12 protein-coding genes and 4 pseudogenes are annotated in these 21429 nt (G+C 60.0%); 4 read left to right on the plus strand and 12 right to left on the minus strand.

All coding sequences use genetic code 11. The annotated features are described in order from the left end of the window. Positions 1 to 15 precede the first annotated feature (15 nt). Positions 16 to 1080: an IS630-like element ISRj1 family transposase gene (locus ACE10W_RS05375; RefSeq protein WP_011084514.1), complete on the minus strand. Its 1065-nt coding sequence runs from the start codon at positions 1078 to 1080 to the stop codon at positions 16 to 18. A gap of 244 nt (positions 1081 to 1324) precedes the next feature. Here ACE10W_RS05375 and ACE10W_RS05380 point away from each other — a divergent pair. Continuing rightward, positions 1325 to 2326: pseudogene (locus tag ACE10W_RS05380) on the plus strand (type IV secretory system conjugative DNA transfer family protein); the annotation flags it as partial. A 213-nt stretch (positions 2327 to 2539) separates the two neighbouring features. On the opposite strand, the gene ACE10W_RS05385 reads toward ACE10W_RS05380, so the two are convergent. Genes ACE10W_RS05385 through ACE10W_RS05395 form a run of 3 tightly spaced genes read right to left on the minus strand, consistent with a single transcriptional unit; the run spans position 2540 to position 4891 of the window. After that, positions 2540 to 4087: an IS66 family transposase gene (locus ACE10W_RS05385; protein WP_039156384.1), complete on the minus strand. Its 1548-nt coding sequence runs from the start codon at positions 4085 to 4087 to the stop codon at positions 2540 to 2542. 53 nt (positions 4088 to 4140) lie between these two features. Next, on the minus strand, positions 4141 to 4497 hold the full coding sequence (gene tnpB, locus ACE10W_RS05390) for an IS66 family insertion sequence element accessory protein TnpB (RefSeq protein ID WP_011090953.1): 357 nt from the start codon (positions 4495 to 4497) through the stop codon (positions 4141 to 4143). A gap of 19 nt (positions 4498 to 4516) precedes the next feature. After that, positions 4517 to 4891, minus strand: coding sequence for a transposase (locus tag ACE10W_RS05395; protein ID WP_309248224.1), 375 nt, complete (start codon positions 4889 to 4891; stop codon positions 4517 to 4519). A 156-nt stretch (positions 4892 to 5047) separates the two neighbouring features. Here ACE10W_RS05395 and ACE10W_RS05400 point away from each other — a divergent pair, with 156 nt between their 5' ends. Then, complete coding sequence (locus ACE10W_RS05400) at positions 5048 to 5392, plus strand: hypothetical protein (protein WP_011084509.1); 345 nt, start codon at positions 5048 to 5050, stop codon at positions 5390 to 5392. A 524-nt stretch (positions 5393 to 5916) separates the two neighbouring features. Here the strand turns inward: ACE10W_RS05400 and ACE10W_RS05405 are convergent. Further along, positions 5917 to 6138, minus strand: coding sequence for a hypothetical protein (locus ACE10W_RS05405; protein WP_014497999.1), 222 nt, complete (start codon positions 6136 to 6138; stop codon positions 5917 to 5919). Positions 6139 to 6707: 569 nt separating this feature from the next. On the opposite strand from ACE10W_RS05405, the gene ACE10W_RS05410 reads away from it, so the two are divergent. After that, a complete protein-coding gene (locus ACE10W_RS05410) occupies positions 6708 to 6965 on the plus strand; it encodes a WGR domain-containing protein (RefSeq protein WP_011084508.1) in 258 nt (85 codons plus the stop codon). Positions 6966 to 7015: 50 nt separating this feature from the next. On the opposite strand, the pseudogene ACE10W_RS05415 reads toward ACE10W_RS05410, so the two are convergent. From ACE10W_RS05415 to istA, 4 genes and pseudogenes are all read right to left on the minus strand, one after another. After that, a pseudogene (locus tag ACE10W_RS05415) lies at positions 7016 to 7337 on the minus strand (DDE-type integrase/transposase/recombinase); the annotation flags it as partial. 362 nt (positions 7338 to 7699) lie between these two features. Then, positions 7700 to 12835, minus strand: a complete 5136-nt coding sequence (locus tag ACE10W_RS05420) for a Ulp1 family isopeptidase (RefSeq protein ID WP_253574538.1) — start codon at positions 12833 to 12835, stop codon at positions 7700 to 7702. Positions 12836 to 13014: 179 nt separating this feature from the next. Further along, positions 13015 to 13740 carry an IS21-like element ISFK1 family helper ATPase IstB gene (gene istB, locus ACE10W_RS05425; RefSeq protein WP_253574539.1) on the minus strand — a complete coding sequence of 242 codons (726 nt, stop codon included), beginning with the start codon at positions 13738 to 13740 and terminating at the stop codon, positions 13015 to 13017. Between the two features lie 8 nt (positions 13741 to 13748). Next, positions 13749 to 15092, minus strand: a pseudogene (istA, locus tag ACE10W_RS05430) (IS21 family transposase); the annotation flags it as partial. 3 nt (positions 15093 to 15095) lie between these two features. Here istA and ACE10W_RS05435 point away from each other — a divergent pair. Next, positions 15096 to 16349: pseudogene (locus ACE10W_RS05435) on the plus strand (IS256 family transposase); the annotation flags it as partial. A 797-nt stretch (positions 16350 to 17146) separates the two neighbouring features. Here the strand turns inward: ACE10W_RS05435 and ACE10W_RS05440 are convergent. From ACE10W_RS05440 to ACE10W_RS05450, 3 genes are all read right to left on the minus strand, one after another. After that, positions 17147 to 17533 carry a response regulator transcription factor gene (locus tag ACE10W_RS05440; protein ID WP_018648887.1) on the minus strand — a complete coding sequence of 129 codons (387 nt, stop codon included), beginning with the start codon at positions 17531 to 17533 and terminating at the stop codon, positions 17147 to 17149. An 84-nt stretch (positions 17534 to 17617) separates the two neighbouring features. After that, a complete protein-coding gene (locus ACE10W_RS05445; protein WP_011084526.1) occupies positions 17618 to 18301 on the minus strand; it encodes a response regulator transcription factor in 684 nt (227 codons plus the stop codon). Beyond that, positions 18298 to 20967: a PAS domain-containing protein gene (locus ACE10W_RS05450; RefSeq protein WP_011084527.1), complete on the minus strand. Its 2670-nt coding sequence runs from the start codon at positions 20965 to 20967 to the stop codon at positions 18298 to 18300. The genes ACE10W_RS05445 and ACE10W_RS05450 overlap by 4 nt, the downstream gene beginning before the upstream one ends. Positions 20968 to 21429 lie beyond the last annotated feature (462 nt).

The raw sequence follows: 21429 nt of genomic DNA on the forward strand, positions 1-21429 counted from the left end.
ATCTAGTACCCGGAATCAGAGCTGAGTGATACGGCGGCCTTTGAAACGGCGTTGACGGACCTTTTTCTTGGTCCAGACGAAGGGCTCGGCTCTGTCGTTGTATGCGTTGACGTAGGCATCGATGTGTTCCTGAAGCTGCTTGAGGCTCGTGAAGGAGGTGCCGCTGAGCGACTGCCCCTGCAAGATGGAAAACCATACTTCGACCTGATTGAGCCATGACGCACTTGTCGGCGTGAAATGAAATTGCACGTTGGGGTGGGCCTTGAGCCAGTCCTCGTTCTTTTTATGGGTGTTGAGGTTGTCGAGGATGACGTGAAGCTTGCGGTTCGGAAAAGTCGCGGTGACGCTGTTCATGAAATCGAGAAACTCGACGCGGCGCCGGCGTTTTGAATGGGTCGCGATGATCTTTCCGGTGGCGACTTCGAGCGCCGCAAACAATGTTGTGGTGCCATGCCGCTTGTAATCGTGGCTTTGGCCGGTTAAGGCGCGGCCATTGGGCAACTTCAGATAACCCTGCGCTCGCTCCAAAGCCTGGATCGAGGGCTTCTCGTCCACGCACAGCACAATGGCCTTCGCCGGCGGCGCGACATAGAGGCCGACAACATCGGCGGCTTTGGCCGTAAAGTTCGGGTCGTTGCTCTCGCACCAGGACTTGCGAGCCACCAGGTCAATCTTGTGGCTGCGCAGGAACCGCCAGACATATTGGACATCGACATCGCCCAGCGCCTCGGCCAGCAGGGGGCCGGTCCAGCGCGCAAACCCTTGCGGTGGCGGCTTATCCAGCAGCTTCAGAATCCGCTTGTCGGTCGTCTTCGTATAGATCGGCTGCTTGCCAGGCCGCGGCTTGTCTTGCAGCCCTTCAAGACCATGGTCGGCATAGCGATGCCGCCAAAGGCTGACAATCCGCGGCTGGACCCCAACTTCCTTGGCGATCGACCGGGTGCTGCGCCCATCCGCCGCCAACAGAACTATCCGCGCCCGCTTCAAATCGCGCTGCAACGTCACCGGTGAGCGACAGCACGCCTCAAGCACCTTGCGATCTTTCCTCGAAAGGTGGACTTCTCTTGCTTCGGGTATCATCCCGACCTTGAATCACGACTCACGTTCCAAGAAAAGTGGGTACTAGTCAGGCTCCTGGTCGGCCTGGGGCTAAAACGGCCAAGCCGGGCGCGATCACGATATTGAAACCCTTGCCGTCATCGTTCGGCCAAGCGGCGCCGATCCGCGTCCATGTAGAATTTCGGCCGTCACCGGCCACAGCGAAGGCATCGTGCGTGGGCTTTCGACTTTCAGACATGAGGTTTCCTTTTCAAAACGAGGGATGTTCATCATGACCGACAATCCGCGCCAGGGCTCGGCGCGGGATGACTTCTTTCGGGCCTCGGCGCTGCAACTGCTGACGGCGTTGATCGCCGATGTCTGTTTGTCCGGTCATACGGAAAAGAAGGATCAGCACCTCCGCCAGGTCCGCGCCAACCTGTCGGAGCCGGAGCCGAAGTTGCGCCAGCGGCTTCAGACGATTTACGACAACTCCGAGTCCGGATTCGTGAAGGAGAATGTCGCGCCCTTCATCGCCATGACGCCAGAGACCTTCAGCGGCGTCTACGCCAATGCGGTGAAGGAAACCCACTGGCTCTCCTATGGCAACTATGCCGCCCTGGTGTCCGGATCGAGCTTCACGACGGCCGAGCTCGCGGAGGGCCGGACGGACGTCTTCATCAATCTCGACCTGAAGACCCTGGAGAACCATGCCGGCCTCGCCCGCGTCATCATCGGCTCGCTGCTCAACGCCATCTACAATCGCAATGGCGAAGTGACCGGCCGGACCCTGTTCCTACTCGATGAGGTCGCGCGTCTCGGCTACTTACGCATTCTCGAAACCGCGCGTGATGCGGGGCGCAAATACGGCATCACCCTCTTGATGCTCTACCAGTCAATCGGCCAGATGCGCGAGGCCTATGGCGGCCGCGATGCCACCAGCAAGTGGTTCGAAAGCGCATCCTGGATCTCCTTCTCGGCGATCAACGACCCCGAGACGGCGGACTACATCTCCAAGCGCTGCGGCGACACGACGGTCGAGGTCGATCAGCTGAGCCTGTCCTCGCAGACGTCGGGTTCCTCCCGGACGCGGTCCAAGCAGCTCGCGCGCCGGCCGCTGATGCTGCCGCATGATGTCTTGCGCATGCGAACCGACGAGCAGGTCATCTTTATTGCGGGCAATCCACCGCTGCGATGCGGACGCGCCATCTGGTTCCGGCGCACCGACATGCGCGCCTGCGTCGGCGAAAACAGGTTCTATCGGAGAGACGCTGGTCGGCGTCGCTGATTATCGCGAACGCGGCGATGAGAAAGACGTGGGCGGCATACAAACGACCGGCTGGTTCCCAGGCAGAGAAAGAAAGGGCGTACGTGGAAGGGCAGTATTGTCTGGGAACGGAAAGCCGAGACGGAGCGCATCCAGCAACGACGGCATACCGGGCTCGATGCTCGGCTCGTCGTACGAGCCGGCGCATCATCTCGCCCGCCACCTGTAAGCCGCCTAATTTTTGATCCAGACGTAGGGCTCCACGCTGTTGATTTTGCAGGTGGCGATGAGCGAAGCTATGCGCGCCCATGAACGACCACCTTCGTCGTGACCAGCAAATGAACTATTTTTACGCGTCAGAGTCAGCGGCCTGATTTGATTTTCGACGGGATTGGTGTCCATCTCAACGCAACCATCGTCGAGAAACAAGGTGAGGCCATCCCAATGGTTCAGGAGATAGGCGATCGCCTTGCCCATCTCGCTGCCCGGCGACAGGCGAGCGGCTTGCTCGCGCAGAAACCTCTCGAGTTCAGCGACGAGCGGCCGTGATCGCTCGTTACGGGTCGTTTGCCGAGCCGGGGCGTCGGCGCCACGGATCTCCTTCTCGATCGCATAGAGTGCGGCGATGCGCGCGAGAACGGCTTCGGCGATGGGTGAGCCGGCTTTCGGAGTCGCTGCGATGATCTTGCGCCTTGAGTGGGACCAACATGCGGCCAGCCGCAGCGGCACGCCGCCTTTGCGCTTGGGCCGTGCGAGCCGATGATAGCCCTGGTATCCGTCGACCTGAAGGATGCCGTCGAAGCCCTCGAGGATGCGCTCAGCATGGTCACCACCGCGTCCTGGCGCGTAGTGGTAGACCACGATTGGTGGATCAGCGCCGCCGTGGCCGCGATCGTCGCGCAGGACAGCCCACAGATAGCCGGTCTTCGTTCGGCCCCGGCCCGGATCGAGCACAGGCGCCCTGGTCTCGTCTATGAACAAGCGGCCCGATTGCTTCATCACGACGCTCATGCGCTCGACCAGCGGCGCGAGGTGGAAGGCGACCGTTCCCATCCAGTCTGCCAGAACGGCGCGATCGATGAAGATGCCATGCCGAGCCAGAACCTGCGACTGACGATAGAGTGGCATGTGCTCGCTGAACTTGGCGACCGCCACCTGCGCCAGCAGCGCCTCGGTGGGGATGCCACCCTCCACGAGATGGGCGGGCGCCGGCGCCTGAGCAACACCGGTGCAGCCCTTTGCGCAGGCGTAGCGCGGTCGCACCGTCTCGATCACACGATACTGGGCGGCCATGACATCGAGACGGCGGGAGCGATCCTCGCCGATCTGGACCATCCGGCCGCAGCCGCAGGGACACTCGAGGTTCTCGGGTTCGATCACCTGCTCGATGCGCGGCAGGTGCGCGGGAAAGGCACGGGCAGCGCGCCTGGTCCGGCCGCTGGACGGCGCCGTGCCGGCGCGGCGCGCACGATCGTCCTGGCGTTCCTGGACTTCGGCGATGGCAATCTCGATGTCCTCGAGAACCAGTTGCATCTGATCGGGATTGAACTTCTCCGAGCGTTTACCGAAACGTGCGCGCTCGTACTCCTTCACGAGCAGTTCGAGGCGTTCGACGCTCTCTTTGGACGCAGCCAGTTCACTCTCGACATGAAGGCGCGCCGAGCATTCATCGTCTGCGCGACGACGCTCGGCTTCAATCATCGCTTCCTGCGCGCGGAAGAGCGCGCGCAAATCGGCGGGCAGCGCTGCAAGACGGGCGGGATCAATGGGGGACGGCGGCACATCCGCAAGCTATCATCCCAAAGCCCCGCGCGAAACAGGTTGTCGGGTCTGAGTCAGTTCGCCGCAGCTGGCGTCGCGACAATCCGTTCGCCCACTCGCTTCCAGTTCAGCCCTTCAAACAGCGCTTCGAACTGCACGCGCGTCAGATGCATGACGCCGTCGCTGATCTGCGGCCACTCGAAACGACCATCGCGGCCAAGGCGCTTGTAGACCAAAACGAGGCCCGTGCCGTCCCATAGCAAAATCTTCAGCCGGTCGGCGCGCTTCGAACGAAAAACCACGATCAGGCCCGAATGCGGATCGAGCCCAAGTGTGTTTTGCACAAGACCGGCCAGCGCGTCGTGCCCGCACCGGAAGTCAACAGGACGCACAGCAAGCACAATCCGCAGTCCCTGCGCCGGAATGATCATGCGCCGCGCTCGATCGCAGTCACCATCTCCGCGATCCGCACCGCCGACACGTCCGCATCCAGGCGGACCGAAACCTTGCCAATCGTAATCTCGACGGGCCCTCGCTCTTGCCTGGCGCCACTGGATCGCTCAGCTCGATCGACACGAAATCCGCCGCGTCGTCCGTGACCAATGCGAGCCGGCCAGCACGCGCCAATCTGCGCCACGTCGTCAACTGCTGGGCCTTCACACCATAACGCCGTGCGACATCACATACCCGGGCGTCGGGCTTCATGCTCTCGAAAACAGCGCGCCCCTTGATCTCCGCAGACCATAACCGGCATCCAGAACGCGTCCGGCGCGTAAGCTTCCCCACAAAGCCATCAGCTTCGGCTTCCTCCCCCGATTGTTCCATCGCCTTCAGTCTCCTCTCGGCTCTCTGACAAGCCAAGGATCGCAGAGCGAAAGCCGAAGCGAAACCAGTCAATCAAATGGGAGAAAAGCTCCGCTTACAATTTTTGCTCGTTCAGACCGACACAAATTGCTCAAAGATTCGTGGAGAGAAAAGCAGATGAGCGATGAGCCCGACCTCGAGAGCAGAGTCGTTGCAGCGATACGACACTATCGTGCGGCGCTCGACGTGGCGGAAAACCTGGAACGAGAGGACGCGTGCGCGCATCGAGCGCTGACGAGCACCCTGCTCGATTTGGAGCGTGCCCTGCGAGGCGAAGCGGCCCCGCATCTCAACAACAACCTGTTTGAGACCGGCTCCACGGCGGTTGCACGGTCGGATAAAACATGGGCCGACCTGGTCGAGGCGACTGCGAGATTGGATTCGGCCCGTCGAACCTTAGCTGCTCTGGAACGGCAGTTGGGATATCTTCCAAAAGTCTCGAGGGGAGCGGATCACAAGTGAGGTTAGATAAGAGTCTCGCACGATCGGAAGGTTTCCCGACCATTTCAGAGCGACGGCGGCAACGCTCTGACGGGCTCGTGTCCCAGCCAAAATCCCGCGCCCAAAACAGACCTCTCTGCGTCCTCGTGTTTGGGACCGCCGAGGTACAGCGCGCGAATCGGGACCTTGCTGGATCCCAACCTTCCAACTTTCCCGCCGCCTCGCCGCGTCCTCCTATGCAGGAATAGACCTCGACGCACTGGCTCGATCGTCCTGTCGAGCGTGCACAGTTTCTGATGACGCTGACCAGCGCGAGTCCTGGTTGAGTTTCTTCTGCTTGTGACTCGGCGTGGAAACGGCATTGCAGCCTCTTCGATCTTCGGCGCGGCTGCGATCATGTGATCAAGCTCTAAAAAGTGGTTCGACGACAGGCAGGCGCTTGAGGCCAGCGTCAACGTTGTCGGAAAAGTGGAAGCCGTGCCGGCTCACACCGTAATCAAAACAGACGTCAAGCGCCAATCCAAGGGCCAGAGCTGCGCTTACGATCAACGTCGAACCGATGCGTTCGAACCACCAATCTCATTGGTGGCGCCTGCTCCGGTGCGATCGATGACCCAGGCCACCATGTAGCCCTTGGCCTGCTCGGTCTGCACCTGCCGGAGGGCCTCAGAGTAGGTTAGTAAGGGCTCTTGCGCCGGGTAGACGGCGCGGTCGGTCGGGGTGACAAAGTGATGGCAGCACACGCGATAGTCTTTAGCCTCGAACATCGGAATCCTCCTCTCGCCTCAGGTTGCGCGGCCATACGCGCTTTCAGATACTGCCCTACCACAGAGAATGCGGCCTTTAAGAGGCCGCGCGCTTCTTCAACACCCCATAAGGTTGGTCGGGCTGCCAGACGCAGGTCGGCGATGTCCGACCACATCGCGCGCTTGATTCTCTGCAGCAGCACCGGCAAAGAAGTGCCCGGGTGTCATTCCATAATTCACCCGTGTCCGGACTTCGATTTCCCGTTCGTCCGCAATTGCTCCGTCGATCGCTCAACGGCTGCACCGATGTCACCTAGTCAGCTTTCAAACCTTGCTGAGGCTGCTGGATCGACAATGCTTGGACCGAGCTCCGGCGCGATTCAGTGAGCTTCTCGATCAGTTCAGACTGCGGTCTCGGTTTTGCCGCGAGACGGTGGGGTTCAAATCGGGCCGTGGAGCCTCCACATCATCGCCACAGTCCGAAGACACCCGCCTGGTGCAATTGATGTAGCGAGAGAATGAATCGTTTGGCCCTGATCGATTCATAGAAAGCATTGGACCTCGCTTCCACAGGAAGCGAGAATCCATGCATGCCGAACCTTAAGCTAGGGCCGCTTCACCTTCGCCGCATCGACACCACCCGCAACATGCGGCGGTTTTACTTGCTTTCGATCCAACCGACCTTGTTCGGCGGGGTCTCGCTGATCCGCGACTGGGGCCGGATCGGCACGACCGGCCAGACGATGGTGCAGACTTTCGATGCCAGCGCTGAAGCGGGCGAAGCATTCGGACGGCTGGAGCGCGCCAAGCGCAGGCGCGGATACACCTCTGCTGAGGAGAGAGTCTGAGGTTTCGTCAATTTCCCGGGGATTACGGATCCACTTACGATGCCTGGAACGTGAAGTGACAGAAACCGTTGAGCCTGACGGGACGATTTGAAACGCTTCATGATCCGCCGCGTTGCCGCGTCGGCTGATGAGAATTCTCAGCCCGATTGTTGAGAGCTCTGTGCTGGCGATGTTCGACGAAAAAGCCCATCTTCGCCCTCGCAGCGCCGTGCGAACGCTTGTCCGTGATCATCACGCGCGGCGGCGTGCCGGCGGATTTCAAGAGCTTCTTCATGAGCCGCTGGGAAACCGGAAATACAACCAAACGGCATAGCTGATCACTTCCGATGGGAAGCGATGGCGGCGATAAAGAGGGTCCCGGGCGGTCGGCATGCCGGTCGTCTACCCCTCGGCCGCTCCAATTCGTTAACTTGACGGTACCCGCTGCTCGTCGACAGCGATGGCACGATCATCGCGGGCGAAGGCCGATACCTGGCCGCGCGAAAGCTCGGTCTCCTCGAGGCGCCGGTCAGCTGACCGGTCTTTCCGAAGCGCAGCGTCGCGCGCTCGCCCTTGCCGACAACCGCATCGCGCTGTCGGTGGTCCGGCGGCTCGTCGGATACGGGCGCTTCGACGGGGGCGAGACGGCCCGCGTGATGGCACGTCTCTACGCCGCGGCGCGCCTGCTGGTGAACTTCTTCCAGCCGTCATTCAAGCTCAAAGAGAAGCGCCGCGAGGGTCCGCCCACGGCGACATCAACCCCTGAGTCGCGCTTGCAGTGCCTGCCGATTGGCAACGACGTTGCTGAGGTTCAGCTGGTCTGGCTCCCGTCCTTGCGCCAATTGCCTAACCAGCTCCCGCGTGCCGTCCACGACAAAGACGCCGCAATCATAAGTGTTCTGCTGCTGGGCCATGCCGGCGGGCTGCAGGGCGAGGTTCAGCCTTTCTGCGAGTTGTCTTGCATGCGTCTCGTTGTATCTCCCGTAGGAATCGTAGTGATAGGCGACAGGCCGTTGCCGGTTGCTGCGATCAACGAACAGCAGCGACCAATGCCTGCCGCGGTCCGTAGCACTGGCATCGTTCACTGGCAGCAACAGGAAGTCGGCTGTATCGTTATCACGCCGATCATGGACGATGCGATGGAATACGCGTAGCACGTCGCTCTCCGCGCCCAGGCGCAGCCGCAGCGCTTCGAGGGGATCTACGAACCGCGTCCGGGCGGCGAGATCCGAATCGCTCCTCTGCAAATCCAGCTCCTGAAGCTGGTAATCCCTGAGGATATGCTCGTCGCCCAGCCATTCCGTGTCCTCGAGCACCAGCCCGCGGTTGTGGGACAAGGCTATCGGATTCAACGCCCCGATCTGAGCATCGGAGGAGGTGATCGGAAACCGCCGCACGATATCGTCGCGCAATGGGGACGGTGCGGGCGCGGTCAGATCAACCAATGGAAGACCGTCGTAGGTGTCTGAACGAGCCCTGGCAGAAGGCGCTGGCGCAAAGTGAGCACTGTCATCCAACTCGGCCGCATCCGGATCAAGCAGTGCCCCAAACCCACGATAGAGATCCTGAGCCCTGGCAGTTGATGGTGATGCCGGTTCTTGCATCTGCCGCGCAAGCTCCTCGCTCAACCACGCCAAAGCGTCATCGTCCGAGTGGGCGGACACCGGAGAAAGCCCCTGCGGCGAGCCGAGCTGTCGAGCGCCCTGGTGATGCCCCGGTACCGGGCCGGCAAACGGCGGCGGAAAGCCAGGCGCCCGGCTCCAAGCATTGTCGCGCAACTCAAATGATGTGGGCGAATTCGGATTAAACGATACCTCAAGACCGCCGTAGGTGTCTGAGCGAGCCCTGGCAGAAGGCGCTGGCGCAAAGTGAGCACTGTCATCCAACTCGGCCACATCCGGATCAAGCAGTGCCTTAAATCCACGATAGAGATCCTGAGCCCTGGCAGTTGATGGTGATGCCGGTTCTTGCATCTGCCGCGCAAGCTCCTCGCTCAACCACGCCAAAGCGTCATCGTCCGAGTGGGCGGACACCGGAGAAAGCCCCTGCGGCGAGCCGAGCTGTTGAGCGCCCTGGTGATGCCCCGGTACCGGGCCGGCAAACGGCGGCGGAAAGCCAGGCGCCGGGCTGCAAGCATTGTCACGCAACTCAAATGATGCGGGCGAATTCGGATTAAACGACACCTCAATACCGCCGTAGGTATTTGAGCGAGCCCTGGCAGAGTGCGTTGGCGCTGCTTCCACGGTCGGCCGGGCAGGTTCCTGCCCAGCTTGGACTATGTCCTGCGCCTGCTCAGGAGGAACCTCGGGCCACGATGGGCCGTCTTCCACCATTAAGCGCAGATCCTGATCGTAACCTTCCGGGAGGACCAATGGCCGACTGACAGCTCGCTGCCGCGCGCTGTGCTGCGCAGCGGCGCCCCCGACGTACGTCGCGACCGCATGCGGCGCCGTGACATCTTCGTAGCCGCTCCGCAGCAGCATCGGCTGCGTCTCCCATGACGACGTACCCTGTTGATGGGTAGGCGCCGGTGTCGGCTGGCCGCCTGAATTGGCGATCTCGCTCAGCTGCCGCTCGCCGGCAACGCCTTGCGGATTGTTTAGGGTCCTCTGCCTCTTCGCTGGCCTCAACTCAGCTGTGTCATGCTCATCGTTGATGAGGACCTCCTCGCTTGGCAGGCGGTTGCTCCTGGCAAGCGCAGCCATCGGCTCGTCCGGGGACTGCTGGCGGTCGGGCTCTCCGGGATCCGGTGCCTGGTCATGGCGCGCGGCTGGCTCGAGAGATGACGACGAGCGGGGTTCGTCCATCAGCCCCAAAAGCAAATCCTGATCGCGGCCTTCCGCGGGAAGCTCCTCTGGCCGACGGCCAGTTTCCTGCGACGCGCTGTGCTGCGCAGCGGCGGCGTCGACGCGCCTCGGCTCCATCAGTACCGTGTCTTCGGGATTGATAAAGGCCACGTTCTGGGGGTGAGGATTCAGCTTAGCGCGTCGTGAGATCGGCACTTCGCCCGTCGACCGCAAGGTCCGGAGATAGTCGATTGCCTGAACGAGTGTCTTTGGATTACCCTCTCCGGTGAACTCGAGCACCTCACCGCCATCGGTCAGCGACTTATTGTCGAGCCGATCACGAATGCTCGGTTTTTCTTTTGCGAAAAGCCAACGGCTAAAGCTACGAAGAGAACCTCCGTGCTGCTCGGCAGCGGATTTGCTGAACCCGCCCTTGATGAGGGCCCTCTCAAGCCCCGAAATAAGGGGAGCATCCACGGAATAAAGAGGCTGCTTCCTCTTCCCTATCACAATCCAAGTTGACTGCGGCGCCGAGGACGACGCGCCGGGTTCATCCATCAGCCCCAAAAGCAAATCCTGATCATGGCCTTCCGCAGGAAGCAATTCCTCTGGCCAACTGCCACCCTTCTGCGACGCAATGTGCTGCGCAGCGGCGTCGCCGACCCGCCTCGACTCCCTCAGGGCCGCCTCTTCGGGATCAATATGGCGCTCGTGCTCCATCGCCTCAGCGCCGGCCTGCGATTTTCGGAGACGACCCAGTGCGGCACCAATCCTGAAATCAGCACCGGCGACCTTCCTATAGCTCTCGACATCTCCATCAAACGACGTGCCGAGCCCAGCAGCAATGCCCGGCCTGTTGTTGTCACGCAGGTAGTCGCTGAAACTGCGAAGAGCAGTTGCATCCTTCCTGCTTGCATCCTTCTTGCCGGTATCTGTCGCTGCTTCGTTTTTGTACTCTTCGATGAGAGCCGCGTCCTGGGGATAAGGATGCAACTCAGTGCGGCCTGCGATCCGCACGACTCCGCCCGTCGACTGCGAGGTTCGGAGATGAACTATCGCCGCAAGAAGCCTTAAGGGATTACCCTTTCCGATGAACTCGCGCGCATCAGCGGTCAGTGACTTTTCGTCGTCGAGCCGAGCAGCAATGGGATCTTTGTTATTTGCGAAGAGCCAGTGGCCAAAGCTGAGAAGAGTACGTACATAGCCCCTGGCAGTGCGTTCGGCGGCGTTCCCATTACGGAGGGCCTCCTCAAGCCCCGAAATAAGGGGAGCATCCTCGGTATGAAGAGGCTGCTTGTCGTGCCCTATCAAAATTCCAGTTGACTGAGCCGGCTGCGGCGCCGAGGACGACGGGCCGGGTTCGTCCATCCGGCCCAAATCCTGATCGTGGCCTTCCGCAGGAAGCAATTCCTCTGGCCAACTGCCAGCTTTCTGCCACGCACTGTGCTGCGCAGCGGCGTCGCCGACCTGTCTCGACTCCATCAGGGCCGCGTCTTCGGGATCAATATGGCGCTCGAGCTCCATCGCTTTAGGGCCCGCCTGTGATTTTCGGAGATGAGCCAGAGCGGCACCGATCCTCGAATCAGCACCGGCGTCCTTCTTATAGCTCTTGACATCTCCATCCAGCGCCTTGCCTGAAAGCCGACCAGCAATGCCCTTCTTGTTGTTTTCACGCAGGTAGTCACTGAAACTGCGAAGAGCCGTTGCATCCTTCCTGGCTTCTTCCTTCTTGCCGGTATCTGTCGCTGCTTCGTTTTTGTACTCTTCGATGAGAGCTGCGTCCTGGGGATAAGGATGCAACTCAGTGCGGCCTGCGATCGGCACGATTCCGCCCGTCAACCGCGAGGTCCTGAGATGGTCTATTGCCCTAAGGAGTGTCGCGGGACGCTTTTCGAACAACTCGCGCGCATCAGCGGTCAGTGACTCTTCGTCGTCGAGCCGAGCAAAAATGCTCTTTTTGTTATTTGCGTAGAGCCTCTGGCCAAAGCTGCGAAGAGAAGATAGATAGTTTCGGACGGTGCGTTCGGCGGCGCTCCCATTCCGGAGGGCCTCCTCAAACCCCGCAATAAGGGGAACATCCTCGGAATGAAGAGGCCGCTTCTTGTGCCCTATCGCAACCCCAGTTGACTGAGCCGGTTGCGGCGCCGAGGACGGCGGGCCGGGTTCGTCCATCGGACCCAAAAGCAAATTCTGATCATGGCCTTCCGCAGGAAGCAATTCCTCTGGCCAACTGCCAGCTTTCTGCAACGAACTGTGCTGCGCAGCAGCGTCGCCGACCTGCCTCGACTCCTTCAGGGCCGCGTCTTCGGAATCAATATGGCGCTCGAGCTCCATCGCCTTAGCGCCCGCCTGCGATTTTCGGAGATGAGCCAGAGCGGCACCGATCCTTGAATCAGCACCGGGGGCCCTCTTATAGCTCTTGACATCTCCATCCAACGCCTCGTCTGAAAGACGAGCAGCAATGCCCTTCTTGCTGTTTTCACGCAGGTAGTCGCTGAAACTGCGAAGAGCAGTTGCATTCTTGCTTGCATCCTTCTTGCCGGTATCTGTCGCTGCGTCGTTTTTGTACCCTTCGATCAGAGCTGCGTCCTGGGGATAAGGATGCAACTCAGTGCGGCCTGCGATCGGCACGATTCCGCCCGTCGACCGCGAGGTCCTGAGATGGTCTATTGCCCTAAGGAGTGTCGCGGGACGCTTTTCGAACACGCGCGCATCAACGGTCAGCGACTCTTCGTCGTCGAGCCGAGCAGCAATGGGATCTTTGTTATTTGCGAAGAGCCACTGGCCAAAGCTGCGAAGAGAATATAGATTATTTCGTGCGGTGCCTTTGGCGGCCCCGCCCTTGATGAGGGCCTTCTCAAGCCCCAAAATAAGGGGAGCATCCTGGGAATAAAGGGGGCTTTTGCTGAGCCTTCTCAGAATCCCTTTTGACTGAGCCGGCTGCGGCGTCGAGGCGGCCGGCATTGCTCCTTCACCTGAACTGCCGATCTCGCTCAATTGCCGCTCAAAGGTCGCTGCGGCTGCGGACGGAGCCGCGGGTGAGCTCTCTTGCGGGCCCGTGCTGTCCGATTGTTCACGCACCCGCTTGGTCGAGGGGAAATCCATCCGTTCTCACTTTCAAAATATGAACCAGGGCTTCGATCTGGCATGCTGGCGATCAGCAACAAACCACCCTTTACAGCCCTCGATAGACCCGCACCGGGAGCATCTGCGGATTTCACGGATCGTGAGCATCGATTTCGCGCGATCGTGAGCACTGAATTCAGACGATCGTGAGCAGCCCGCTACGGCCGATGGGAGATAGAGTCAGTGTTCTGGTTGCCGTCAAGGGTGATGGTTTTGGCGCTGCGTTTTCGCATGCTTTCTCCGGTGAGCTGGAGGCGGTGGGCGTTGTGGACGAGGCGATCGAGAATGGCGTCGGCGACCGTGGGGTCCCCAATGGCTCCATGCCAGGTGTCCACGGGGAGCTGACTTGTGACGATGGTGGATGCGCGGCCATGTCGGTCCTCGAGGATTTCGAGCAGATCGCGGCGTTCCGCGGCGGTGAGCACCGATAGTCCCCAATCATCCAAAATCAGAAGCTGAGCGCGGCCGAGGCTTTTGAGGAGCCGGGCGTAGCGTCCGTCTCCGCGCGCGAGCGCCTCGAACAGCCTTGGAACGCGATGATAGAGGACTGATCGGTTGTCGCGGCAGGCCTTGTGGCCGAGCGCGCAGGCTAACCAACTTTTGCCCAGGCCGGTTGCCCCGGTGACGAGCAAATTCTCGTGGCGATCGATCCAGCGACCTTCGACGAGTTTGGCGAAAACGGCGCGGTCGATGCCCCGCGGGGTGCGCAGATCGACGTCCTCGACGCAAGCAGTCTGGCGCAGTGCGGCGATCTTGAGGCGCGTGGTGAGCCGCCTGGTGTCGCGTTCGGCGGCTTCGCGGTCGACCAACAGGCCGATGCGATCTTCGAACGGCAGGGCTTCGAGATCGGGCGATCGGCGCTGCTCCTCGAAGGCCTTGGCCATTCCGGTCAGTCGGCGCCGTAGCTTTTGACGAGCGCCAGAATGCCAAGGCAGGTTCGAAAGCCTTGTTCTGGATGGGGCCGGGCGTCGATCACGGCCTGGAAAAACGCTGCTGTCGAAGGACCGATCCGCTCGCCGGCGGCGATCACCGCGGCGGGGGTCTATTCGCCGTAGCGGCGATGGGCGCTGGGCATGTGGTCGGCGATGGTGGTGTGTCCGCGTCGGTTGGGCGCGCGGGCATGGCTGGCGATCCGCTGGCCCTTGTGGAAGATCTCGACCGTCCGATCGTCGATACGGGCATCGACCAGCTCGCCAATCAGACGATACGGCGCGGAGTACCAATGGCCGTCGACCTCGACATGATAATCGGGAGCGAGGCGGCAGCGCTTCCAGCGTGCGAAGGCATAAGGCTGATCTGGCAGCGGGGTTAGCTTGGGTTTGTCGAGTTCGGCAAACAGTTCGGCGCGGCTTGAGCCGAAGCCACGCATTTGACGAGCATTGAGTTCGTCGACGAGTGTCTTGATGGCGGCGTTGAGCTCGGCCCGGGAAAAGAAGCGCTGATTGCGCAGCCGGGCCAGAATCCAGCGCTGGGCGATTTGCACCGCGACCTCGACCTTCGCCTTGTCTTTTGGGCGCCGCGGCCGTGCGGCGAGAATGGCCGTGCCGTAATGGCTCGCCATCTCGGCATAAGTGCGATTGAGGCCGGGATCGTAGCGGTCGGGGTTGCTGACGGCGGCTTTGAGGTTGTCGCAGACCACGAACGTCGCCGTTCCGCTCAAAAACGTGAACAAGTTGACGTGGGCCCGGATCCAGTCGGCCAAGCTCTCGCTGGGGCAGGCCTCGGCGTAGGTGTAGTTCGAAGCGCCCATCGCCGCGACGAACAGCTTCATCGGCTGCACTTCCCCGGTCAGGGGATCGACGATGTCGATGGTGTCGCCGGCGAAATCCACGAACACCTTCTCGCCGCCCAGATGAATCTGCCGCATCGAAGGTCGGACCCGCCCCTTCCAGGCCTCGTAGGTAGTGCAGAACCACGTGTACCCGAAACCGTCGGGATTAACGGCGCGATACTCCTCCCAGAGCAGGCGACGGGTTACGTTGCGCCGGCGGAGCTCTTTATCGATGTAGCTCCAGTCGGGCACCGGCCGCTGCGGGCTCTGAGACGCTGGTCGTGGGGCCGGGAAAAGCAAAAGCTCCAGGTCTTCATCGGTCATTCCCTCCGGAAGCGGCCAGCTCAACCCAGCAGACGAGCTATGCGGGAAACTGGGTGATGACGGAATGAGATAGGCGGCGTATCGAGGCGGGTGTCGAGCCTGCCAGAACCTCAAGGAGAGCGATACGCCATGAACGAGCATAGCAACATTGTCCCACTGCGTCAGCCCGATGAGATCGACGATCCACTGACGAATATTTTGCGATCTGGTGCTCGGCAGCTGCTTGCGCAGGCTGTCGAGATGGAAGCCGAGGCGTTTCTCGCCGCGATGAAGGGCTTGAAGCGTCCCGATGGCCGCGACCGCCTCGTGCGGCACGGCCATGGTCCAGTGCGGACGATCCAGACGGGGATCGGCGCCGTCGAAGTCGCCCGGGTAAAGATTCGCGATCGCGCGGTGACCAGCGATGGCGAGCGGATCCGCTTCACCTCGGCGATCCTGCCGTTGTGGGCACGGCGCACGAAGAGCTTGGATGCACTTTTGCCGGTTCTGTACCTGCGAGGCATCTCGACGGGCGACTTCCAGGAGGCGCTGGCGGCGCTCTTGGGCAAGGATGCGCCGAATCTTTCTCCGGGGGTGGTTTCCAGACTGACGACGGAGTGGCAGCTCGAGTACGAGCGTTGGCAGAAGCGCGATCTGTCGGCGCGCCGGTACGTATACGTGTGGGCGGACGGCGTCTTCCTGCAGGCTCGCATGGAAGACCACAGCGAATGCATGCTGGTGCTGATCGGCGCGACGCCGGAAGGCAAGAAGGAACTCATCGGCTTCCAGGTCGGCGTGCGCGAGAGCACGCAGAGCTGGCACGAACTGCTCGTCGAGGCGAAAACCCGTGGGCTGAAGATCGCCCCGGAAATCGCCGTCGGTGACGGCGCGCTCGGCTTCTGGAAGGCGCTCGACGAGGTCTTTCCCGCCACGCGACATCAGCGGTGCTGGGTGCACAAAACCGCGAATATCTTGAACAAAGTCGCAGTGTCGGTACAGGCCAGCATGAAGAAGGATCTGCGCGAGGTCTATTTGGCGTCCAACCGAGCTTCGGCCGAAGTGGCGATCGATGTCTTTGCCGAGAAATACGGAGCGAAGTACGACAAGGCGGTCGAGTGCCTGACGAAAGATCGCGACGCAATGCTTGCGTTCTACGAATTCCCCGCCGAGCATTGGGACCACTTGCGGACGACGAATCCCATCGAAAGCGTGTTCGCGACGGTCCGGCACAGAACGGTGCGCACGAAAGGTTCGTTATCGTCAACGACTGCCAAGTTGATGGTGTTCAAGCTGCTCTGCGCCGCATCAAAGACCTGGCGGCGGCTGAAAGGCACAAATCAGTTGCCGAAGGTCAGCGCAGGTGTCAGATTCGAAAACGGCATCGAGGTCATCCAAGTGCCGGAAAACCACGCCGCCTGATCGCCTCGTCACCCAAAATCCCGCATAGCTCAGACGAACTTAGGTTACGTTCTGACACAGGAGACATCAATGCTGTCTCCTCGGTCCTCCTTAGCTTAGCAGTTGCTGACTGATTTGTTTGCCCTAAGAAATTGGGGGCTACAGTACAAACCAGTTGCTGCCGATGCTCGCTGCGGCGAGGACACCTGTGTGATAGCCCGGCCGTGGTGGGGACGTGTTGCGCCGAGCACGTTTGACGGGTTGGACCAGAGGTCTGCCACACATGATGTGGGAGCTTGACGATAGCCGGAGCGCTGGGAATCGATAACGAAGCGGCGGCCCTATAGACAAGTCCAACCCGCACGCGTCAGCGGACGTAACAATTCCTTGGGCTGGGCATCGTTCAAAGCGCTTTCACCGGAAAAGCGGTGACCAAGACATGAGGGGCGTCCTGGCGAAGCTCCATTTCGTCGTCACCGCGGCTGGGCTGAGCACAACCAATCTCGTGCTTGCCGAGCGCTCTCGGGAACCGCTCTGCAATGGAGCATATAGCTTCGCTCCAGGTGGAGTTAAATGCTAGGGGCGCTGATCGCTCTGGGCCGGCATTACTTTGATCACGACCTGGAATGAATCGAGCCGGCGTACCCTCCGTCTCTCGCAAGGTCAAAGGTTGTTTTGCAGCCGACAGTAGCCGGTAATGCTTTGGCGGGCAAGAATTAGCTCCTAATAACGTTAGGGCAGGTCGCGGTTCCGGCCGCAAAGAGGTTGCCCGGTGCGTGATCGTCGTTAGATCGGACAAGAACGCGCAGTTGATCGAATCAGATGCGGCCTCGGTCGCCATATGCCTGCAGTGCGCTGTCGAGACACTTGACTAACTCTTGTACGCCGAATGGTTTGGCGAGGAAGCCGATCGCTCCGGCGTCCAAGGCTGACGCGCGTACGCGCTCGTTGGGGAAAGCTGTAATGAAAATGAAGGGTGCTTGGTAACCACGCGTCCGCATCTCTGCCAGCAGCTCCAGCCCGCTCATCGCTGCCATCTGCACATCAGTTATGACGCAGGATATCTCGTTCAACCGCGGCGACCGCAGGAGCGCCTCGGCCGAGGCAAATATCTGCACGACGTAGCCACGCGATTTCAAAAGGTTTTCTGTCGCCGCACGGACCGAGGGGTCGTCGTCAACGACGGAAATCAAAGGCGTGGACAAGATGAGCCCTCCCGACGCAGTACAGCGGCTGCCAAACCGTCAGCCACTTTCGCGAAAGTGGGCTTAAGTGATGGAATTGTAAAATCATACTTGGGTTTGTTCAGTGTGATTGGCGCTAATTCCGAGCGTCTCGCTCATTCTGATCAAGTCAGCCAGCGAGCGGGCACGCATCTTTTTCATTACGTGTCCCCGGTAGATCTTGACGGTGATCTCGGCGAGCCCAAGTTCGGCGGCTACCTGCTTGTTCATCAGCCCCGTCGCGACCAGTTTCATCACTGCCTGTTCTCGCGGGCTTAGGGTCTCAAATAGAGATTTCAGGTTCGCCACGGTTCGCTGAGCTTCTCGTCTTTTGCGATCGCGTTCGGTCGCCGCAACGACGGCATCAAGCAGTTCCTGATCGCGGAAGGGCTTGCTGAGGAAATCGACCGCGCCTCCCTTCATGGCCCTGACGGTCATGGGAATGTCGCCATGGCCGGTAATGAAGATGATTGGGATGTGTATGTTCAACCTGGCGAGCTCGGTCTGGTAGTCAAGGCCGCTCAGGCCCGGCAGCCGGACATCAAGAACTAGACAGCTTGTGACGTCCGGCATTGTGCTCTGCAGCATTTCACGGGCCGATCCGAACGCCACGACCTCCAAGCCTACCGATCGAAAAAGGTTCGTAAGCGAGCGACGCATAGAGATGTCATCCTCGACGACAAAGACGATTGCCTTCGTCGAAGCCTCGGTATGTCCGCCTTGGCCTCTCCAGTCAAATCGTCCTGTCACGAGATGGCCTCCTTATGCAGCGGAAGGGCAAACTGGAACGTCGCGCCCGGTCCATTTTTCTGAACCACTGAAATTCGTCCTCCGTGAACTTCCACGATCGACCGGCAGATCGAAAGGCCCATTCCTAGGCCGCTCGATTTGGTGGTGAAGAAGGGGTCCAAGACGCGGTCCGCGTCATTCTCGGCGATCCCGACGCCGCAATCGGTCACGGAAAGCTGCACGTACCCCAGATCGTCCGTAGATGATTGAATCAGAAGTTCACGCGGCCGGTCTGTAACTGCGTCCATGGCCTCGATTCCGTTCATCACCAGATTGATGATCACTTGTTGTAGCTGAATTCGATCACCGAGGACCCTAGGCAGCGCAGACGCCAACTCGCTTCGCAACGTCACTTGGTGGCTCACCAGCTCTCGTGTTACCAGCGCGCTGACGTCCCTAACCACCTGATTAATGTCGAGCGGCACCATCTCGATCTCGCCCTTTTTCGCGAGTGCGCGAATACTACGGATCACCTCGCTTGCCCGGATTGCATCTTCTATGATCCATTCGACTGAAGAGCGCGCGGCTGCAAGATTGGGAACATCGCGAGCCATCCAGCCGAGGCACGCATCGGCGTTGCTGAGGATAGCGGCGAGTGGTTGGGTTATCTCGTGGGCGATAGAAGTTGTCATTTCTCCCAAGGTCGTTACACGCGTCACATGTGCAAGCTCCGCCTGTGCCTTTCGCAGCTCTTGTTCGGCCTGATCAGCGCGAATGGTAGCGGTGATGTCAGTGCTGACGCCGCGATAGCCCAAAAAATTTCCGTTTCCGTCGAAGAAGGGCTTGCCACTAGTGCGGACGTAGATCGGAGATCCCATCCTATTTACGGTACGGTAGATGAGATCCCGGAACGGCAGGTGTGCCTGCAACGTCGCCCGATGCTGACGCCACTTCTCCGGTTCTTCTTCCATGTCGCACGCGATGTCCCAGCGAAGCAGGCCCGTTAACCCTGTCGCCAAAATTCCCGCAGCGCTGGTGTGCTCGGACAAGTGAGTGACCCGATGATCTGGCCCGGTTTCCCAGAGCCAGTCGGAAGCAGTCTCGGCATAGTCGCGAAAGCGCTGTTCGCTCTCGCGCAGCGCTACAAGCGTGTTTTCCAAGCGTTCCCTAGCTGCGTGTTGCTCGGTAACATCCATATGTGTTCCGATCAGCTCGCTGACATTACCATCGCTGCCGACGACAACGTGTGCAACGGAGTGTATGCGCCTTATCCCGCCATCTGGCAGAATAACACGGAAATCATATTCGAACCGTTCGTGCTCCTGGTCAATCGCCTGACGCTGCACCTCCTGCAACCCTGGCAAGTCTTCCGGATGGATGCGCGATCGAATAGTCTCTAGCGAAACCGGCTCTTGTGGGTTAAAGCCAAACAGGCGGTCGACCTCAGCGGAGCGATAAACGAAATCTCGTGTGTGGACGTCCCAGGACCAGCTGCCTGTGTGAGTGAGATGCTGAGCCTCGGCCAGATAGGCCTCGCTTCGGCGCAACTGCTGTTCTGCTCGCCTAGCTGCCGTAATATCGGTGGCTGCCCCAACAAACTCAATTTCACCAGAGGCGGTTCGCGTGACTCGTGCCTGCGCATGGATGTGCTTCACGGAGCCGTCAGGTAGCAGCAGCCGGTACTCGTGCTCGAAATCCCTCAGGTCTCGCATCGCTTCATCGATAATCTCTTTGACAGAAGCCCTATCATCTGGGTGCGTGCGCTCAATGACGAGTTGTGGCGCCGGTGTCGTCTGAAGATCGATTTGGAAAATCCGAAATGTCTCCTTAGACCAGAAGGCCTCGCCGGTAGAGGCGTTCCAGCTGAAGCTGCCTGTATGACTCAACTCCTGCGCGTGAGCCAAATGCGCTTCGCTCCGCTGCAGCGCAAGCTCGGTCTGCTTGCGCTCCGTAATATCTTCGCACGCCATGAGGATGACGGGGCGGTCGCCGGCCCAAAGCATGGCCTTGGCGTTTTCACGCACCCACAATACAGAACCGTCCTTCCTGACTTTCCGGACGTCCCAAGTGCGCGATTGTCCAACATCCTCAAGACACGTCTGAATGCATTTGCGGACGAATGCGCGATCCTCCTCCAGAAATACGTCGAGCACGGATTGGCCCAATAGTTCTGCACAAGCAAATCCCAGTTGTGTCGCGCCCAACGTATTGACGTTGAGGACAATGCCGGCCTCATCGACCATGAAGTACATGGCTGGATTGTGCTCGAAAATTGCGCGCCACCGTTTTTCACGATCCTCCAAATCCGAGGCACTCCGCTGAAGCTTGGCCGCAGCCACACGTGCAGCCTCTCTTTCCTGGCGGAGTTTTCCAATCAGGTACGTTCCGACAACAGAGACAATAAGAAATGCAACAACCACAGGAACATCGCGGGGATCATCGATTCGTAAACTAAACGCCGGCGGCGCAAAGTAGTATGCGAGAGCAGCGATTGCGACGATGCAAAGCGCTGATGAAGCAATGAAGCTGCCCATCAACGAAAATAGTAAGACTACTAACAAATAGGCGAACGCCGCGGCGGCGAAATGCGCCTGAAAGTACACGCAAGTCAGTGTAACCGCGGCTAGCGCTATGCTGCCCAAGGTCAACTGAGGGGCTGAACGTTTGAAACTGCTGATCCTATACATTTTGAGACCGTCCGGCCTGTTATCCGGCGGGAGAGCTATAGCATTTTAGGCAAAAATGAGGCAATCTTGAACACTTGGGTCCGCATGATAGCGTGTGCAAGATCGATCATCGGCTGCCGAACTCAGCACGGGCGGGGAAAAAACGCATTATAAACATACGTATATTTGTCCTAAACCTTTCAGTAGGTGTCGCTGACGCGACTTTAGTCGAAGCTGAAACGTCCGCTTTTGCGCATCGCTCGAGCCTACGGCCAATGCGCCCCATTAGGCCGCGGAATGAGGACAGTGGTTTCAGTTCAGCCGATAGGTTCGAAGGCGCGCCTCCGGACCGGCAAGGATCAGAAAAAAGCTGCCCAATGACTCGTCTCCCCGACACAGCCGCTCCCGCGAAGAAAGCGCAAGTTCGCCTGCCGACACAGAAGCCGGAGTCGCGCGAGTCCTACGCGCGATGATGATTCGTTC

Origin of the sequence: Bradyrhizobium sp. B025 (assembly GCF_042257955.1) — a bacterium.
In the GTDB taxonomy this organism is placed as follows: Bacteria; Pseudomonadota; Alphaproteobacteria; order Rhizobiales; family Xanthobacteraceae; genus Bradyrhizobium; species Bradyrhizobium diazoefficiens.